This is a genomic window from Phytopseudomonas dryadis (genome assembly GCF_004327355.1).
GTDB lineage: Bacteria > Pseudomonadota > Gammaproteobacteria > Pseudomonadales > Pseudomonadaceae > Aquipseudomonas > Aquipseudomonas dryadis.
On record NZ_QJUM01000004.1, the window covers coordinates 219,150 to 236,116 of the forward strand.

Annotated in this window: 15 protein-coding genes; 14 read left to right on the top strand and 1 reads right to left on the bottom strand. The window is 64.8% G+C overall.

Features of this window, described 5'->3' with window-relative positions; all coding sequences use genetic code 11:
• Positions 1-207: 207 nt before the first annotated feature.
• The 3 genes from argH to DNK34_RS05145 are packed head-to-tail and all read left to right on the top strand — an operon-like array spanning position 208 to position 2,675.
• Complete coding sequence (argH, locus tag DNK34_RS05135) at positions 208-1,602, top strand: argininosuccinate lyase (RefSeq protein WP_131177260.1); 1,395 nt, start codon at positions 208-210, stop codon at positions 1,600-1,602.
• Positions 1,603-1,604: 2 nt separating this feature from the next.
• Positions 1,605-2,159 (top strand): AAA family ATPase, encoded by a 555-nt coding sequence (locus tag DNK34_RS05140; RefSeq protein WP_242675108.1) that lies wholly within the window; start codon positions 1,605-1,607, stop codon positions 2,157-2,159.
• 36 nt (positions 2,160-2,195) lie between these two features.
• Entirely contained in the window at positions 2,196-2,675 is a 480-nt protein-coding gene (locus DNK34_RS05145) for a GNAT family N-acetyltransferase (RefSeq protein WP_131177258.1), read from the top strand.
• A 120-nt stretch (positions 2,676-2,795) separates the two neighbouring features.
• Here DNK34_RS05145 and DNK34_RS05150 read toward each other — a convergent pair whose 3' ends face one another.
• Positions 2,796-3,743 carry an IS110 family transposase gene (locus DNK34_RS05150; RefSeq protein ID WP_131177257.1) on the bottom strand — a complete coding sequence of 316 codons (948 nt, stop codon included), beginning with the start codon at positions 3,741-3,743 and terminating at the stop codon, positions 2,796-2,798.
• Between the two features lie 511 nt (positions 3,744-4,254).
• Between DNK34_RS05150 and DNK34_RS05155 the strand changes: the two genes are divergently transcribed.
• The 11 genes from DNK34_RS05155 to DNK34_RS05205 all read left to right on the top strand — a co-directional run bounded on the left by DNK34_RS05155 (position 4,255) and on the right by DNK34_RS05205 (position 16,849).
• Positions 4,255-4,554, top strand: coding sequence for a DUF4282 domain-containing protein (locus tag DNK34_RS05155; RefSeq protein WP_242675107.1), 300 nt, complete (start codon positions 4,255-4,257; stop codon positions 4,552-4,554).
• A gap of 121 nt (positions 4,555-4,675) precedes the next feature.
• Positions 4,676-4,960, top strand: a complete 285-nt coding sequence (locus DNK34_RS05160) for a hypothetical protein (RefSeq protein ID WP_131177256.1) — start codon at positions 4,676-4,678, stop codon at positions 4,958-4,960.
• A gap of 86 nt (positions 4,961-5,046) precedes the next feature.
• Positions 5,047-5,817: a substrate-binding periplasmic protein gene (locus DNK34_RS05165; RefSeq protein ID WP_131177255.1), complete on the top strand. Its 771-nt coding sequence runs from the start codon at positions 5,047-5,049 to the stop codon at positions 5,815-5,817.
• 68 nt (positions 5,818-5,885) lie between these two features.
• A complete protein-coding gene (locus tag DNK34_RS05170; protein ID WP_131177254.1) occupies positions 5,886-6,131 on the top strand; it encodes a TIGR02647 family protein in 246 nt (81 codons plus the stop codon).
• Positions 6,132-6,276: 145 nt separating this feature from the next.
• The gene (locus DNK34_RS05175) at positions 6,277-9,123 is read left to right on the top strand and encodes a class I adenylate cyclase (RefSeq protein WP_131177253.1); all 2,847 of its coding nucleotides are present in this window, start codon (positions 6,277-6,279) and stop codon (positions 9,121-9,123) included.
• A 99-nt stretch (positions 9,124-9,222) separates the two neighbouring features.
• The gene (locus DNK34_RS05180; protein WP_131177252.1) at positions 9,223-9,732 is read left to right on the top strand and encodes a sigma-70 family RNA polymerase sigma factor; all 510 of its coding nucleotides are present in this window, start codon (positions 9,223-9,225) and stop codon (positions 9,730-9,732) included.
• Between the two features lie 212 nt (positions 9,733-9,944).
• Positions 9,945-10,916, top strand: coding sequence for a FecR family protein (locus tag DNK34_RS05185; protein ID WP_131177251.1), 972 nt, complete (start codon positions 9,945-9,947; stop codon positions 10,914-10,916).
• A gap of 181 nt (positions 10,917-11,097) precedes the next feature.
• Positions 11,098-13,917, top strand: coding sequence for a TonB-dependent receptor plug domain-containing protein (locus DNK34_RS25675; protein WP_131177250.1), 2,820 nt, complete (start codon positions 11,098-11,100; stop codon positions 13,915-13,917).
• Positions 13,914-15,107 (top strand): cytochrome-c peroxidase, encoded by a 1,194-nt coding sequence (locus DNK34_RS05195; protein ID WP_242675374.1) that lies wholly within the window; start codon positions 13,914-13,916, stop codon positions 15,105-15,107. The genes DNK34_RS25675 and DNK34_RS05195 overlap by 4 nt, the downstream gene beginning before the upstream one ends.
• Before the next feature lie 148 nt (positions 15,108-15,255).
• Positions 15,256-15,771 carry a sigma-70 family RNA polymerase sigma factor gene (locus DNK34_RS05200; protein ID WP_131177249.1) on the top strand — a complete coding sequence of 172 codons (516 nt, stop codon included), beginning with the start codon at positions 15,256-15,258 and terminating at the stop codon, positions 15,769-15,771.
• A gap of 97 nt (positions 15,772-15,868) precedes the next feature.
• Entirely contained in the window at positions 15,869-16,849 is a 981-nt protein-coding gene (locus tag DNK34_RS05205; RefSeq protein ID WP_242675105.1) for a FecR family protein, read from the top strand.
• Positions 16,850-16,967 lie beyond the last annotated feature (118 nt).

Genomic DNA, 16,967 nt, shown 5'->3' on the forward strand with positions numbered 1-16,967 from the left:
ACCCGCCGGGCGAAATAAAGCCCCGAAATGCCGGCAGGCAGAAAAAACTGTGATCGGGACGACACTCGCCCCAGGCCGCCTTGCCGAGCGACCCGACGACGCCATGGCGGCGAAACCCGCCCCGACCCTGTTATTATCGGCGCACGTTTTCCGTCACGACGGTCGCCGCCAGGCCCGTCCGAACCTGCGCACAGTCGAGCCAATTCAATGAGCAACGAAAAAACCAACCAGTCCTGGGGCGGCCGCTTCAGCGAACCCGTCGACGCCTTCGTCGCCCGCTTCACCGCCTCCGTGGCATTCGACAAGCGCCTGTACCGCCACGACATCATGGGCTCCATCGCCCACGCGACCATGCTGGCCAAGGCCGGCGTGCTGACCGACGCCGAGCGCGACGCCATCGTCGACGGCCTGCAGCAGATCCAGGGCGAGATCGAGGCCGGCAGCTTCGACTGGCGCGTCGACCTCGAAGACGTGCACATGAACATCGAAGCGCGCCTGACCGAGCGCATCGGCGTCACCGGCAAGAAACTGCACACCGGCCGCTCGCGCAACGACCAGGTGGCGACCGACATCCGCCTGTGGCTGCGTGACGAGATCGACCTGATCCTGGCCGAGATCACCCGCCTGCAACAGGGCCTGCTGGAGCAGGCCGAGCGCGAAGCCGAGACCATCATGCCCGGCTTCACCCACCTGCAGACCGCGCAACCGGTGACCTTCGGCCACCACCTGCTGGCCTGGTTCGAAATGCTCAGCCGCGACTACGAGCGCCTGGTCGACTGCCGCAAGCGCACCAACCGCATGCCGCTGGGCAGCGCCGCGCTGGCCGGCACCACCTACCCGATCCAGCGTGAAATCACCGCCGAGCTGCTGGGTTTCGACGCCGTGGGCGGCAACTCGCTGGACGGTGTGTCGGATCGCGACTTCGCCATCGAATTCTGCGCCGCCGCGTCGCTGGCGATGATGCACCTGTCGCGCTTCTCCGAAGAGCTGGTGCTGTGGACCAGCGCGCAGTTCCAGTTCATCGATCTGCCGGATCGTTTCTGCACCGGCAGCTCGATCATGCCGCAGAAGAAGAACCCCGACGTGCCCGAGCTGGTGCGCGGCAAGAGCGGCCGCGTGTTCGGTGCGCTGACCGGCCTGCTGACCCTGATGAAGGGCCAGCCGCTGGCCTACAACAAGGACAACCAGGAAGACAAGGAACCGCTGTTCGACGCCGCCGATACCCTGCGCGATTCGCTGCGCGCCTTCGCCGACATGATCCCGGCGCTCAAGCCCCGGCACGCGATCATGCGCGAGGCAGCGCTGCGCGGCTTCTCCACCGCCACCGACCTGGCCGACTACCTGGTGCGCAAGGGCCTGCCGTTTCGCGACTGCCACGAGATCGTCGGCCACGCGGTGAAATACGGCGTGGACAGCGGTAAGGATCTGGCCGAGATGAGCCTCGAAGAGCTGCGCCAGTTCAGCGACCAGATCGAGCAGGACGTGTTCGCCGTACTGACCCTGGAAGGCTCGGTCAACGCCCGTGACCATATCGGCGGCACCGCACCGCGCCAGGTCCGCCAGGCCGTGGCGCGTGGCAGGGCCCTGCTCGCTTCGCGCTGATCATGCGGCCCGGCCGGCGTATCTCGGTGGTCGGCTGCTCGGGCGCGGGCAAGACCACACTGTCGCGCCGCCTGGCACGACGGCTCGGTTATCGCCATGTCGAGCTGGATGCGCTGTATCACCAGCCTGACTGGCAAATCCTTCCCACCGAGCAGTTCCAGGCGCAGGTCGCTGACGCGACCCGCGGCGATGGCTGGGTCATGGAAGGTAACTATTCTTCGGCCCGCCCGCTGGTGCTGGAACGCACGGACATGGTGATCTGGCTGGATCTGCCGCGGCCGACCGTGATGCGCCAGGTGCTGTGGCGCACCTTGCGCCGGCTGTTCGGCCGCCAGGTATTGTGGAACGGCAACCGCGAGCGCTGGACCAACCTGTTCAGTTTCAAGCCCGAGCAATCCATTCTGGCCTGGGCCTGGACACGCCACGCCAGCTACCGGCAGCGCTATGGCGAAGAAATGCGCAATGCGCCCGCCGACCGACACTACCTGCGCCTGGACTCACGCCAGGCCGTCGAGACGTTCCTGGCCAGCCTGCCGGACGACTCGCCCGCTCGTTAGAATCCGATCCATCGTCTTTCTGGAAAACCTGCCTCCATGTCACTGAATATCCGTCCTGCGGTGCGCGAAGACGCCGCCCTGATCCTGCGCTTCATCACCGACCTGGCGATCTACGAAAAAGCCGAACATGAAGTCAAGACCGACGTCGCCGGCATCGAAGCCAGCCTGTTCGGCGACGCCAGCACCGCCCATGGCCTGATCTGCGAACTGGACGGCGAGCCCATCGGCTACGCGGTGTATTTCTTCAACTACTCGACCTGGCTGGGCAAGCACGGCCTGTACCTGGAAGACCTCTATGTCACGCCGCAGCAGCGCGGTATCGGTGCTGGCAAGGCGCTGTTGCGGCACCTGGCCAGACTGGCCGTGGCCAGGGGCTGCGGTCGTTTCGAATGGTCGGTGCTGGACTGGAACCAGCCGGCCATCGATTTCTACCAGTCCATCGGCGCCAGGCCCCAGGACGAGTGGATCGGCTATCGTCTCACCGGCCCGGCGCTGGAAGCCTTCGCCGCGGGTTGATCACCCCGCGAGTCGCGCTCGCATGTGGCTCATGAAGGGGGCCATGGCCTAAACAGATAAGGTTTTGCCTCATCGGCGCCTACATAAGCGCGCAGCATTGCCACATCCGTGTAGGAGATTCTATGTCAACGGAGCTCCTTGTTTGGGGTTGTAGTCGACCTGTTTCTGCATGAGGGCAAAGGCGATGCGGGCGAGCTTACGGGCCAGGATGGTCAGGGCTTCGGTTCGTTTGAGCCCACGTTTCAGGTAGCCCTGATAGGTTTCTTGCCACCGCTGAGTACGGGCAGCAGCCATCGCCGCGTTGTGCAGGAGACGACGGATCTCCGGGTCGCCCTGCTTGGTCAGTTTGCGTTGGCCGCAGTAGCGGCCCGATTCTTTCAGGCGCACGTCCAACCCCAGGAAGGCGATGAACGCATCGCTATTGCGGAAGGTGCCTCTGAGCAAGGCCATGTTCAGGGCTGCTGCCGTCAGTGGACCAATACCTTCAACCGCCTGACAGCGCTTGCTCTGTTCGGCCAGGCCTGATTCGTTCAGGGCTTGGTCGATAAGCTTTTTCAGGCGCTCTTCAAGTGCGCTCATGCGCTTGAGCAACGGCTTGAGGGCATTTTTCAGCAGAGGATCCTGGGAAAAGCTTTGCCGCAATGCACCCGCGCTACGAACCAGGACGGCTCGACGATGCAGCAGGGTTTGCAGGCGTGTGTAGGCCTTGTGGGGCGGCTCCCAAGGTTGCAGTTGCGCCATTTCGTGGGCCAGGTAGCGCGCGAGTAATCGGGCATCACTGCGGTCATCCTTGTTACGTCCACCGATTCCTTTGCGGTAATTGCTGAGTCGGTAGCCATTGATGATATAGACCGAATGACCTCGAGCGTGCGCCAGGGACGCCACGTCCAGGTGGTAGATACCGGTGGCTTCAATGGCGATGGCGCTACGCGCGGGGAGGCTCTTGAGCCATGTTTTGATCGAGCGAGTGTCATTGGGTATCTCAGAGGCCTGACCGGAGTCAGCCCGGTAGAGGCTCAGGGAGTCCTTGGCGACATCGATACCGATAACGGGACGAGGGCTTGTCATGGTGTGCTCCGACGGTGAAGATTGAGCGACCTGTCGGGACTCACGTTGCGCAGGCTTGCCGGTATTGTCGGTTCGGGTTGTCGCTCCGACCGAAGGATTCCTTATCGGCGCTTGTGGTGAGTGTGGGGTGGGGGAATTCTCCTACAGTCTGGCTTTGTCGCTTGCAGAAGCCGCGTATGTCCCTCCACCCCCCGACAGGTTCCTAGCCTAGAACATACAAGCCGCGACCCCGCGGCGAATCGTGACCATAGCGCGATTTCTGCAGCATGGCCGCCAGCGCATCGCGCCGGGGGCGACGCTCCTACAGGCGAGCCCTGATTCCGAACGGACTCTTGCAGGCCAGGGATCAAGACGGTATCTACGGAAGTCCGACAACACGACACTCGCCGCCATTGCACCGCGGCAGGTTCTTTCACGCACTCCCACTCGACAACGATCGCCAGTGAGCGTTCCGGGCTGTTGGCTGCACAGGCTCTGGCCTGATACGCTGCCGCCGCCCCGGGCGCCCGCCATGCAGCCTGCGCGCAGCGGCGACCCGGCAATCCCCACCATGGACTGGAGCGACACCATGAAGAACCTGTTCTTCTTCGACGCGATGCTGACGCCGAAAATCATCACCTTCGTTTACTGGCTGCTGTTGCTCAGCGTGCTGGTCAGCGGGCTGAGCATGATGTTCAGCGGTTATGGCAGCTTCCTCGGCGGCCTTGGCACGCTGATCGGCGGTGCCATTGGCGCGCGGATCTGGTGCGAACTGATGATCGTGCTGTTCAAGATCCACGAGAACCTGCAGAAGATCGCCAACCGCGGTTGACTGCCGGCAGCACGGGCAGCGTGCCTCCCGGGGCGGTGGCGCGCGTTTCCGGCACGATGGCGCTGCCGCCCGGCCACTGGCACACTGCGTATCTCTTTCAGCCACGCACAGACACGCAGCCATGAGCGCCCACGATGAACAAGACGACGAACGCTTCGCCGAACTGACCCTGACCCAGGCCATCGAAAACCAGCTCGAGGCAGGCGAGCCGGCTGCCACCCGGGCGGTGCTGAACAAGCTCGTCCTGGTGGGTTACGAGCGCGACGAGATCGTGCAGATGATGGCGCTGGTACTGGCCGACGAAGTGGATGCCATGCTGCGCGATGACCGTGCCTTCGACGCCGTGCGTTACGAACAGGGGTTGCGCGCCCTGCCCGAGCTACCCGCCGAGCCCGATCCGCAATGACACCATCGTGAAGCCGGCCATTGCGCTGCGCGACGCGCCAGGCTGCTAGCGCCCGCTGCCAAAGAGATCGCTGGAGCCACGCGCCGATGCTCTATCTCGCCTTTTCCCGCTCCTGCATCATGCTCGTGCTGATGGCCACCGCGAGTACCTGGGCCCTGTCGGCAGAAACGCTGCGCATTGGCGCCGAAGATGACTGGTATCCCTATACCGCCTATCGCCACGGCGAAATCCAGGGCATGTCGGTGGACATCGTCAAGGCCGCCTTCGCCGCCAGCGGCACGGCCATCGAGCTGGTGCCCTATCCCTACGCGCGGTGCATGCAACTGACCCATGAAGGCCAGTTGGCGGCCTGCTTCAATACCTCGCCGGACCGGCGTATCGACAGCGAATTCCTGCTCCCGGAAGAGTCGCTGTTCAGCGACGACATCCTGCTCTGGGCCAACCGCGAGGGCGCCCAGCCCGACGAGCACCTGCAACGGCTGGCCAACCGCCGGGTCGCGGTGACCATCGGCTACGAGTACGGCCCGGTGTTCGATAACAACCGCCAGGTGCTGCGCATCCCGGTGCGCCGCGACCTCAGCGGTTTCCTCATGCTGCAGCGCGGCCGGGTCGACTTCGTCGCCGCCTACCGCGGCACCGCCCAGGCGCTGTTTCAGGAAAACCCGCAACTGGCCGGGCAGTTCGTTCCGGTGGCCGTCCTGCACCGACCGCAGCTGTACCTGAGCCTGTCGCGCCGCCACCCGCACGCCCGGGAGCTGCTCGAACGCTTCGACAGCGGCATGCGCACCATCCGCGGCAACGGCCACTATCGGCAGATCCTCGAACACTGGCATCACGACACCGAGCCGGCAGATTGAGGATTGCTTCGCTACACTGCCAGGACCGCCAACAGCGCGGCACCCGATAACAACAAGCAGGAGTCCCCATGGCATTCACCCCGGAACTGGTCGCCGAACTGGAAATCCTCTCGCTGTTCAACCTGGACAACAGCCAGGAGGGGCTGAAAATCCACCACAACGCAGCGCCTTCGGCGATCGCCGCGACCCAGCGGCTGCACGAGAAAGGCCTGATCACCCTCAACGACGGCGGTTACCTGACCAGCCTCGGCCGCGATGCCGCCGAGAATGCCCAGGGGCTGCTGACCATACTCACCGCCGCGCAACCCGCCTGAGCCGGATCGTCCCCCTCGCGCGCCCGCCATCGACGGGGCGCGCGACAGCGCCTGCGGGATCGCAATAACGTCACGCATGCCGGCGGTACTGCCCGCCATCGATGCCGACTGATAGTCTTGGCGCAATTCCCTGCCGAGCTCGAGCATGAAGCGCCACCTGGAAATCCGCCCGGATATCGACGACGGCATCGACCGCAAGGTGCTGAGCCAGTTGCGGGCGCGCTTCATCAAGATCAATCACGGCCGCCTGGCCCGCGCCATGCTGGCCCTCTCGCCGCGCCAGCAACTGGCGTTGAAGCTGCTGCCACTGCTGTTCCACGTCAACCACCCGCTGCTGCCGGGTTATGTCTCGGGGCTGACGCCAGCCGGCCTCAGCGGCTTCGAGCCGGACGCCGGCCTGCTCGCCGAAGCCCAGCGCCTGACCCGCTCCTTCGCCTACAAGCCGAGCCGTGGCCGTGCCCCCGGGCCGATCCACGGCCTGTTCCTGATGGGCAGCCTGGGCACCGTGGCGCAGGCCGAGCAGAGCGACATGGACCTGTGGGTCTGTCATGCCGCGGACCTGGACAACCAGGCGCGCCACGAGCTGCGCAAGAAATGCGACCTGCTGCAGGCCTGGGCCGCGAGCCTGGGCGCCGAGGCGCACTTCTTCCTCATCGACCCGGAGCGCTTTCGCGAAGGCGACCGCGAAGCCCAGCTGACCTCCGACGACTGCGGCACCACGCAACACTACCTGCTGCTCGACGAGTTCTACCGCACGGCGATCTGGCTCGGCGGCCGCACACCCCTGTGGTGGCTGGTGCCGGCCTATGAGGAACAGCGCTACCAGGCATTCACCGAGGTGCTGCTGAGCAAGCGCTTCATCCGCGCCGACGAGGTGCTCGACCTCGGCCACCTGGCCCACGTGCCCTCTGGCGAGTTCATCGGCGCCGGCATGTGGCAGTTGTTCAAGGGTATCGAATCGCCGTTCAAGTCGGTGCTCAAGCTGCTCCTCACCGAGGTCTACGCCAGCGAGCACCCGCGGGTCGAGTGCCTGTCGCTGCGTTTCAAGCAGGCGGTGTACGACGGCCACCTGGATCTGGACGAACTCGACCCCTACATCGTCATCTACCGGCGCCTGGAGGAATACCTCGGCGCCCGTGGCGAAACCGAGCGCCTGGAGCTGGTGCGCCGCTGCCTGTATCTCAAGGTCAACAAGAAGATCAGCCGGCCGCCGCGCAACCGCAGCAAGAGCTGGCAACGCCTGCTCCTCGAGCGCCTGACCCGGCAATGGCAGTGGAACGAGCGCCAGCTGGCCATGCTCGACAGCCGCAGCCAATGGAAGGTACGCCAGGTCAGCGCCGAACGCCGCGCCCTGGTCAACGAGCTCAACTACAGCTACCGCTTTCTCTCGCTGTTCGCCCGTAGCCAGGCCAGCGATCACAGCATCAGCAGTCGCGACCTCGGCATACTCGGCCGCCGCCTGTATGCCGCCTTCGAGCGCAAGGCCGGCAAGGTCGAATTCATCAACCCGGGCATCGCCCCGGACCTGGGCGAGGACACCCTGACCCTGGTGCATTGCCCCACGCCCCGGGAAAACCGCTGGGCGTTGTACAACGGCAGCCTCGGCGCCCAGGAATGGCCGGACTTCGCGCCGCTCAAGCGGGCCCGCGAACTGCTCGAGCTGCTCGCCTGGTGCCACCGCAACGGCGTGATCGACGCCGGTACGCGGCTGTCGCTGCATCCCGGCAGCAGCGACCTCAGCGAGCAGGAGCTGAACAACCTGCGGATCTGCCTGCAGCAGGCGTTTCCCCTGCCCCTGAGCAGCGTGCCGGAGAGTGTCCTGCTGCGCGCCAGCCGACCGAGCCAGGTGCTGCTGCTGATCAACGTCGGTATCGACCCGCTGAAACAGCACAGCCAGATGAACGTGCACATGACCAGCGACCGTACCGACGCCCTGGGTTACTCCGGCGTGCGCGAGAACCTGGTGCTGACCCTCGATCAGATCACCCTCAACAGCTGGAACGAGCTCATGGTCAGCCGTTACGACGGGGCCAACGCCCTGCTCGACTGCCTGAGCGACTTCCTCAACGCCCTGCCCGCCAGTGGCGAGCGGCCCAACCTGCACGTGCGCTGCTTCTGCCGCAATCGCGCCAGCGCCATCGCCGAACGGGTCGAAGAGCTGCTGCGCGATACCCTGGCCAGCCTCGATAGCGGTCGCCGCAGCCGCTACCTGCTGCAGATCACCCAACGCTACCACCTGATCGACCTGGTCCCGGGGCAGGTCAGTCATGCCGCGCTGGACAACCTGCCGTCCCTGCTCGAATACCTCGCCCAGGAACGCCCGGAGTACCGGCCGCTGCAGCTCGACCGCAAGGTCCTGGAGGGCCAGGATCTGGCGCTGATCCTGGCCGAGGGCCGCCCGGCGTGCATCCAGGTGTTCTACCGCCTGCACGAGAACAGCGGCATGGCCGAGATCACCGTGCTCGACGAGCACGATGCGGTATGGCGCCAGCAGGTCGCCTTCCATGACGAACAGAGCCTGCTGACGCCGCTGCAGCGTTTTCTGCAATCGCTGCTGTACCGCCGCAACGCCCTGCTGCCGCTGGACAACCCGCAGCCACCGACGCCCCTGGAAATCCTCTACTACCAGATACTGCCCGCCGCCCCCATGCGCGCCCAGCGCCTGGAACGGCGACCGCCGCCCATGGCCCTGGTCAGCCATCCGTTCTACGACGTGCAGGCCATCCTCGAGCCGGCCCATGGGCAGCGCGTGCATGTCACCCTGTACTGCAACCATCGGGAGTTTTCCGAACTGGAGTACGGCGAGGATCTGTTCAGCACCGTGGCCCGCCACATCCTGGCCCAGCGTCGCGACGGCGAGCGCTACCCCTTCTACATCACCGACCTGGATCTCTCGGCGCTACTGGGCGACGGCCAGCCACAGGTCGTTCATTACCTGCGCCACAAGAGCAGGCTGGAAGCAGCGCTCAACCAGGCGCTGCTACAGGCCTGAACAGCACGCGCAACATTTGATAATGATTATCAACAAGCGCTAAGATAGCGCACACCCCAAGGGGTCGTCCCATACCCGCAGTCATCGGTAGTGGCAGTCGTGCCCGAACACAGCGACAACCTCGAACTCTATCTCGCCCATCGCGCCGCCCTGGTGGACTACGCCGCACCCATCGTCGGCTGCCGCGCCCAGGCCGAGGACGTGGTCCAGGAAGCCTGGCTGCGCTTCAACCGCAGAAGCCCGCATAACCAGCCCCTGAGCCAACCGGTCGGCTATCTGTACCGTATCGTGCGCAACCTGGCGCTCGACCTGAATCGCCGCCTGACCCTGGAAAAATGCCAGCCAGACGGCGACCAGATGCTCGACGAGCTCGCCGCACCGACCCCCTCGCCGGAGCGCGAAGCGCTCTATCGGGACGAGTTGCGGGTTCTGCAGGAGGCGCTCGCACAACTGCCCGAACGCACCCGCAGCGCCTTCCACATGCACCGTCTGCTTGGGCTGACCTTCCAGGACATCGCCGCACGGCTCGGCATCTCCGTCAGCCTCGCCCATCAACTGGTCAGGGATGCCCTGACCCACTGCGCGGAGCAATTGGGCGATGACGACTGAATGCACACAGCGCCTCCCGCACCCGGCCACGCCTTACCCGACAGGGTCGATATCTGGAAGAATGCGCTTTTCGGCTCCAGCGAAAACCGGGCAGACGGAACCGGGACAACGCCGTTCGCCATTTTGCCCCGAGCCTTCGCGACTCTTCTACGGGAAACCTTCTGTTGCCAGATCCTAGACCCACCTCGTCCGCCAGCCAGGATCAGCCCGGCATGCCGCGGCTGAGCGGCGATCCCGTCTGGGAAGCGGCGCTGGACTGGCTGCTGCGTCTCTCGGCGGAACCGGACAACGCCGAACTGCGCGCGGCCCTGGCCGCCTGGCTGGCGCAGAGCGACGCGCATGCGTGCGCCTATCGCAAGGCGGAAAAAGTCTGGCGCATGACCGCCGACATCAAGCTCGCGCACACGGCGCCGGCCCCAACCCCGCCTGTACCGAGTCTTGTCCGCTCGCCCTCGCGCGGAAACCGCCGAGCCTGGCGCGCCCTCGCTGGTGGCGCCCTCGCCGCCTGCCTGGCCCTAGCGATTTTCCCCGACTGGCAAAGCCTCGCGGCGGACCATGCCAGTGCCGTGGGCGAACACCGGCAGGTCGCCCTCGCAGAGGGCAGCCTGATCGACCTGGACAGCGACAGCGCCATCGACGTACACCTCACAGATAGCAGCCGCGAGGTGACACTGCTGAAAGGACAGGCGTTCTTCAGCGTCAGCCATGATCCGCACCGCCCCTTCAAGGTTCGCACGGGCGATATCCAGGTCACCGTCACCGGTACCGCGTTCGATGTCAGCCTGGCTTCGCGCGACATCAGCGTGGCCGTGCAGAGCGGCTCGGTCCAGGTCCGCGACCTGCGCCAGCCCGAGGCGGTCGCCGAACTGCGGCCCGGGGAACGCATCCGCTACCGACGCGACACGGCGCACGCGCAACGCGACACACTGCCGCTCAACCAGATTGCCGCATGGCGACAGTGGCAGTTGCTGATCGACGACCGTCCTCTCGCCGAGGTGATCGACGAACTGCGCCGCTACCAGCCCGGGCTCATCCTGCTGAACGACGAAGCCCTGGCCTCGCGGCGCATCACCGCCAGCCTCGACCTGCGCGCGCCCCACACGGCTCTGCAAGTGGCCATCGAGCCCCTGGGCGGCAGGTTGCGCAGCTGGGGTCCCTACCTGCTGATCGTTTCGGGGCGCTGACCCCGCGCCCCCGGATACCTGCCTGTCCGCTCTTTCAGGGGTGGCGGGCATGCCTGGAGAAATATTTCACGATCTTCTGGAAATAGCGCTCCCCCGTTCGTTATTTGCTCATCGAAAGAGACTGATATCGATTTGCATTCATTGGCGCACCCCTTTGTGCGCCCCATCCGGGGATCCAACCATGACGACCAAAGCGCTTCCGCCGCGTACACCTTTGCGACGCCTGCTGAAAGGCTCCAGCCTGTTGCTGCTGCTGGGCCTGCCCACCCTGAGCAGCGCGGCCGAACCGGCCACCAGCGCCCCGGCGTCGGCCCATGAAACCGTCCGCGATTACGATATTCCCGCCCAACCGCTTTCCAGCGCCCTGCTCGCCTTCGGCCAGCAGTCCGGCCTGCAGATCAGCGTCGACAGCCAGATTCTCGCGGGCCACCAGGCCCCCCGCATACAGGGTGCCCTCAACACCGAGCAGGTCTTGAGCCGGCTACTGGCGGGCAGCGATATCGTCTGGCGTTATACGGCGCACAATGCCCTGCTGCTGGAAGGCGCGGCGCAAGCGCCCTCCTCCGGCGTCCTGCAACTCGAGGGCACCCAGGTGCGTGGCCAGGCCATGCTGTACCAGGGCGAAACCGTCATCGGGCGCAGGACCATCGAAGCCCTGCCGGCCGGCAATGGCGACATCACCAGCCTGCTGAAAACCCACCCCAACGTGCAGTTCAACGACAACCAGTTGAGCAGCAAGACGCCCGGCGAGATCGATCCGGCCGATATCAGCATCAACGGCGCCAAATACTGGCAGAACCTGTTCCTGGTCGATGGCATGAGCATGAACAATGACATCGACCCGGTAGCGAGCAATGCAACCAGCATGACCGACGTGCCCGGGCGCAGCCAGGGCCTGGCGCTGGACAGCGACTTGCTGGAGGAAATCAAGGTTCTCGACAGCAACGTGCCGGCGGCCTATGGCGGCTTCAACGGTGGCGTGGTGGAAGCCAACACGCGCAAGCCGAGCAAGCAGTTACACGGCAAGGTATCCGTACAAATGGCGCGCTCCGAATGGACGCAATACCATATCGACGACAGCCAGGAAGAAGATTTCGAAAACTCCACCAACGCGTCGAACCAACCTGAATTCGAAAAGCTGATCACCCGGGCCACGCTCGAGGGCCACTTGACCGAGAATTTCGGCCTGCTGGCCAACTTCTCGCGCAAGACGTCGGAAATCCCTCTCAAGGGATACAACCCCAGCACCTACACCGACCCCGTAGACGGCATGGACAAGAATCAGGAACGGCGGATCGACAACTATTTCCTCAAAGGGGTCTGGAAAGCATCGGATAACCTCGATATCGATTTCAGCCTGACCCATGCGCCACAAACCAACCGCTACTTCATCACCAACAGCAAGGACTCCATGGTCGACATCGACTCCGGTGGAGACATGGCCGCCTTGCGGGTCAACTGGCAAACGGCCTATGCCCGCCTGAGCCATTCCTTCTCGTGGAGCCGCCTGGAAAACTCCCGGGACAGCGAGAAAAACTATTACAAAGGCTGGCGCTGGTCGGAAACCACCAACTGGAGCGCCTCCACCCCCTCCACGATATTGGCCTCGGAAGGCAGCTACGGCGACATCGAACAGCGCCAGACCCGTTACGGCTACACACTCAATGCCGACTGGAACAGCTTCCACTTGCTGGGCAGCGAACACCAAGTACAGACAGGCCTGGAGTTGAACAAGCAGAACGCTTATTACGAGCGCCTGGAAAGCTTCAGCTACGGTAGCCTCCTCACAGGCGCCAGCGCCTGCACCGAGAACGAATGGTGCTCGGTCGGTTACACCCCCCAGTTCGGCACCGACGCACAGGCATTCCGGCGCCAGTACACCTACGATGCCGGCAAGATCGAAATCGATAGTGAATCCTGGAGCGTCTACCTGCAGGATGAAATCACCCTCGGCAAATTGACCCTGCGCCCCGGTTTGCGCCTGGATGGCGACGACTACATGGATAAGGAGACCCTGGCACCCCGTTTCGCCTTCGAATATGACTTCTTCGGCAACGGACAAACCCGTCTGATCGGCGGGGTCAACCGCTACTACGGACGCAACCTGTTCGCCTACCGCCTCAACGATGGCCGCGCCACGCTGGAGTCCTACCGGGCCCGAACCATCAGCAATGGCATCGTCGGCGATTGGGGCGCGCCTGTCAGATCGGTCAACTCGACCAAATTCAGTCAGCTGGACATTCCCTACGACGACGAGCTGACCCTGGGCCTCAGCCATATCCAGTGGGACACCGAGTTTGCGGTCAAATACGTCAACCGCAAGGGCCGCGACCAGATCATCCGTACCCAGGGACGCTATCTGGGTCAGCCCTCCACAGACCTGACCGAGCTGACCAACAACTATTACACCTATACCAATCGTGGCGAAAGCGAAACGGATGTCTACACCTTCACCCTGACCCCACTACAGGAACTGAACCTGTGGGGAACACGTACCAGCGGCCAGTTGGCCGTGGACTGGACCGACGTCACCAGCTCACATACCGACTACGCCACCAGCGTCAGCGAAACACTGTTGCTGGATCCCATCATTCAGTACGAGGGCAAATTCATACGCTATTCCGAGCGTCCGGCGAACAACTTCAACCGCCCCTGGACCCTTCGCCTCACGACCATTACCGAGATACCATGGTGGAATCTGACCTGGAGTAATTTCCTGCGCCACCGGGACGGCTACCGGCGTATCGCGGATACCGGCGATAACATCAATTACCAGGGCACCCCTGTCGATGTCTGGGCAGAGCAGTCCTACGGCTCGTCGTTGGTCTGGGATACCCGGCTGGCATGGGCGCTCCCCCTCGGCGGCAGCCAGGCAGCTTTCGTCAATTTGGATGTGAGCAATCTGCTGGACAAGGTCGTGGTGAACAACCTGAGCAGCAGCGATATCCCCACCTACGAAGTAGGCCGCCAGTTCATGGTGGAAATTGGCTACCGCTTTTGATCCCGACCCTTGTTGCGCAGGCTGGCACCGAGCCGGGCGCACCCTGGAGTTACCGCACGACAAGGTACATCGGCAACCTGCTCCTCATCCTGCTGCTGATCGCCGCACCCTGGTCAGCCGGTGCCCAGGCCGACGACTGCCGGCAACGCCTGGCCGCCGAATCGCTGGGCGAAAGCGACCACGCCTGCCTGCGCCTGGTCTACAGCCAGCCGCCGCAACACTGGCCGGCGCCCCATGTCGATGCCGACGTGGCCTGGCAGGAGCTCGGGCCGCTACCGGAGCGTGCGCCGTCGCCGGCCGGCAACCCGTTCAGCGAAGTCAGGGCCGCGCTGGGCGAAAAGCTGTTCTTCGATCCGCGCCTGTCGCGTTCCGGGCAGATCGCCTGCGCCTCCTGCCACGAACCGGACCTGGCCTTCGCCGACGGCCGCCGGGTGTCCTTCGGCCACGACCGCGCCGCAGGCCGGCGCAACGCGCCCAGCGTGGTGATGAGCGGCTTCAGCCAGGCGCTGTTCTGGGATGGCCGGGCAGCGAGCCTGGAAGCCCAGGCGTCGATGCCGGTGGCCGATCCGCTGGAAATGGCCTTCAGCATGGATGAACTGGTCGAGCGCCTGCGCACCAGCGGAGACTATCCCGGCCTGTTCGCCGAAGCCTTCGCGAAGCGCCCTCTGGACGCCGGGCAGATAGCCGCCGCCCTGGCCACCTACCAACGCAGCCTGGTAAGGGTCGCACGCAATACCCGCTTCGAACGCTTCCTGCACGGGCGCCACGAGCAGCTCAGCGACCGGCAACTGCACGGCCTGCACCTGTTCCGCACCCGGGCGCGCTGCATGAACTGCCACTTCGGCCCGTCATTGAGCGACGATCGCTTCCATAACGCCGGCATGACCTACTACGGTCGCCAGTATCAGGATCTCGGCCGTTACGAAGTGACAGGCGAGGCGGAGGATGTCGGACGCTTCCGCACCCCGTCGCTGCGACTGGTCAGCCGTACCGGTCCCTGGCTCCACAACGGCCTGTTCGCCGACCTGATGGGCGTGCTGAACGTCTACAACGCCGGCATGCCACGCCCCCTGCCTGCTCCCGGCATGGAGAAGGATCCGCTGTTCCCGCGCACGTCTGAACGTTTCCAGGCACTCGGCCTGAATGGCGATGAGTTGCTCGCCTTGCGGGCTTTCCTCGAGACGTTGTGATGGCCGGATCGGCGGGAGGATCGCCTCCAGGCCCCCGCGCGCGCCCCGTTCAGCCGATCGCGGGAGGCATACGCCAGACAAATTTGATAACAATTCTCATTTCATAGCAAAATAGATCCAAAGCCCAGGAACGCCTCGTATCCGGGCTATGGATGCCTCCATCGTGACCAAGCTCGAACTCTATCTCGCCCACCGCGCCGCCCTGGTGGACTACGCCACCCCCATCGTCGGCTGCCGGGCCAGGGCCGAGGACGTGGTGCAGGAAGCCTGGCTGCGCTTCAATGGCCACGGGCAGGACGCGGTAGTGATCGACAAACCGCTCAATTACCTTTATCGGATCGTCCGCAACCTGGCCTTCGACCTGACCCGCCGTCTCGCCACCGAACGCCGCCAGCCTGGCGGCGAAGCCCTGCTCGAGGAACTCTCCGACCAGACGCCGGGGCCGGAGCAACAGGCCAGCAGCAGCGACGAGTTGCGCATCGTCAACGCCGCCCTCGACGAACTGCCCGCACGTACGCGCCAGGCTTTCGAAATGCACCGCCTGGGCGGGCACACCCTGCAGCACATCGCCGCGACCCTGGGCATTTCGGTGGGCCTGGCCCATCAACTGGTGCATCAGGCGCTCTGTCATTGCGCCGACCGCCTGGAGCAGGCCAATGCCTGAAGATCCTCTGAAAAATCCACCGTGTGATACGTCCTTTGCTCAGAGCATTGACTCTGTGCGACCCTCTGCACCTCGTCCAACCCACGCCAAGGCGCCCATGCACGGCAACCTCAGACACATTGCACTGGACTGGCTGCTGCGCATCCAGCAGAGCCCCGAGGATGCCGACCTGCGCATCGGTCTGGCCGCCTGGCTGGCCGCCGACGCCAGCCATGTCGAAGCCTACCGCAAGGCCGAACGGGTCTGGCGCCTGACCGGCATGGCGCAGGCCGCCGAGCAGGAACAGGCCCCTGCCGACACGCCGGGAGCGTTGCCCGCGGCGGCCATTCCAGCCAGACCTGGGCGGCCACGCCGCCGGCACCGCTACGCCCTGCTGGCCGGCGCCCTCACCGCCTGCCTGGTGGTGTTCATCGCACCGTCGGGCTACCTGGCCTACCAGAGCGACTACCGCACCGCCCAGGGCGAGCAGCGCACGGTCGAACTGGCAGATGGCAGCCGTGTGCGGCTGGACGGCGCCTCGGCGATTGCCGTGGCGTACGCCGCCGGCCAGCGCGAGGTACGCCTGCTCGCCGGCCAGGCCTTCTTCGAGGTAACGGCTGACGAGACGCGCCCCTTCACCGTACAGGCCAGGGACCTGCGTATCACCGTCACCGGCACCGCCTTCAACGTCAGCATCCGCCCCACGCAACTCGCCGTGGCCGTGCAACATGGCTCGGTCCGCGTGACCGACGGCAGCACCACCCTGGCCGAAGCCCTGGGCCAGGGCGAACGCCTGCGCTGGCGCAGCGACACCCATGCGCTGACCCGCGACAGCCTGCCCGTCGCACAGATCGCCACCTGGCAGCAGGGGCAACTGGTGGTCAAGGACGCACGCATCGCCGATGTGCTGGACGAGTTGCGTCCCTACCTGCCGGGCCAGCTGACGCTACGCGATGCCCAGCTCGGCGAGCAGCGGGTCACCGGCGTCTACGACCTGCGTGACCCTGACGCCGCCCTGCGCGCGGTGATCCAGCCCTATCAGGGCGAAGTCCGCACCTGGACGCCCTGGCTACGGGTGATCGGTCGCAACGCCGAATAAGCCAGGCTGCACTCGCTCCCCTGAAAAATAATTCATGAATTTCTGAAAATTCATCGAGCCAGCGCGTCATTGCCCCGGAGCCGAATCGATACGGATTCGCATTAGCTTTCATATTGGG

Bases quoted from the DNA above. Each gene is read 5' to 3' on its own strand.
- argH (WP_131177260.1), top strand. From the start codon at position 208: ATGAGCAACGAAAAAACCAACCAGTCCTGGGGCGGCCGCTTCAGCGAA.
- DNK34_RS05140 (WP_242675108.1), top strand. From the start codon at position 1,605: ATGCGGCCCGGCCGGCGTATCTCGGTGGTCGGCTGCTCGGGCGCGGGC.
- DNK34_RS05145 (WP_131177258.1), top strand. From the start codon at position 2,196: ATGTCACTGAATATCCGTCCTGCGGTGCGCGAAGACGCCGCCCTGATC.
- DNK34_RS05150 (WP_131177257.1), bottom strand. From the start codon at position 3,743: ATGACAAGCCCTCGTCCCGTTATCGGTATCGATGTCGCCAAGGACTCC.
- DNK34_RS05155 (WP_242675107.1), top strand. From the start codon at position 4,255: ATGCAGCCTGCGCGCAGCGGCGACCCGGCAATCCCCACCATGGACTGG.
- DNK34_RS05160 (WP_131177256.1), top strand. From the start codon at position 4,676: ATGAGCGCCCACGATGAACAAGACGACGAACGCTTCGCCGAACTGACC.
- DNK34_RS05165 (WP_131177255.1), top strand. From the start codon at position 5,047: ATGCTCTATCTCGCCTTTTCCCGCTCCTGCATCATGCTCGTGCTGATG.
- DNK34_RS05170 (WP_131177254.1), top strand. From the start codon at position 5,886: ATGGCATTCACCCCGGAACTGGTCGCCGAACTGGAAATCCTCTCGCTG.
- DNK34_RS05175 (WP_131177253.1), top strand. From the start codon at position 6,277: ATGAAGCGCCACCTGGAAATCCGCCCGGATATCGACGACGGCATCGAC.
- DNK34_RS05185 (WP_131177251.1), top strand. From the start codon at position 9,945: ATGCCGCGGCTGAGCGGCGATCCCGTCTGGGAAGCGGCGCTGGACTGG.
- DNK34_RS25675 (WP_131177250.1), top strand. From the start codon at position 11,098: ATGACGACCAAAGCGCTTCCGCCGCGTACACCTTTGCGACGCCTGCTG.
- DNK34_RS05200 (WP_131177249.1), top strand. From the start codon at position 15,256: ATGGATGCCTCCATCGTGACCAAGCTCGAACTCTATCTCGCCCACCGC.
- DNK34_RS05205 (WP_242675105.1), top strand. From the start codon at position 15,869: ATGCACGGCAACCTCAGACACATTGCACTGGACTGGCTGCTGCGCATC.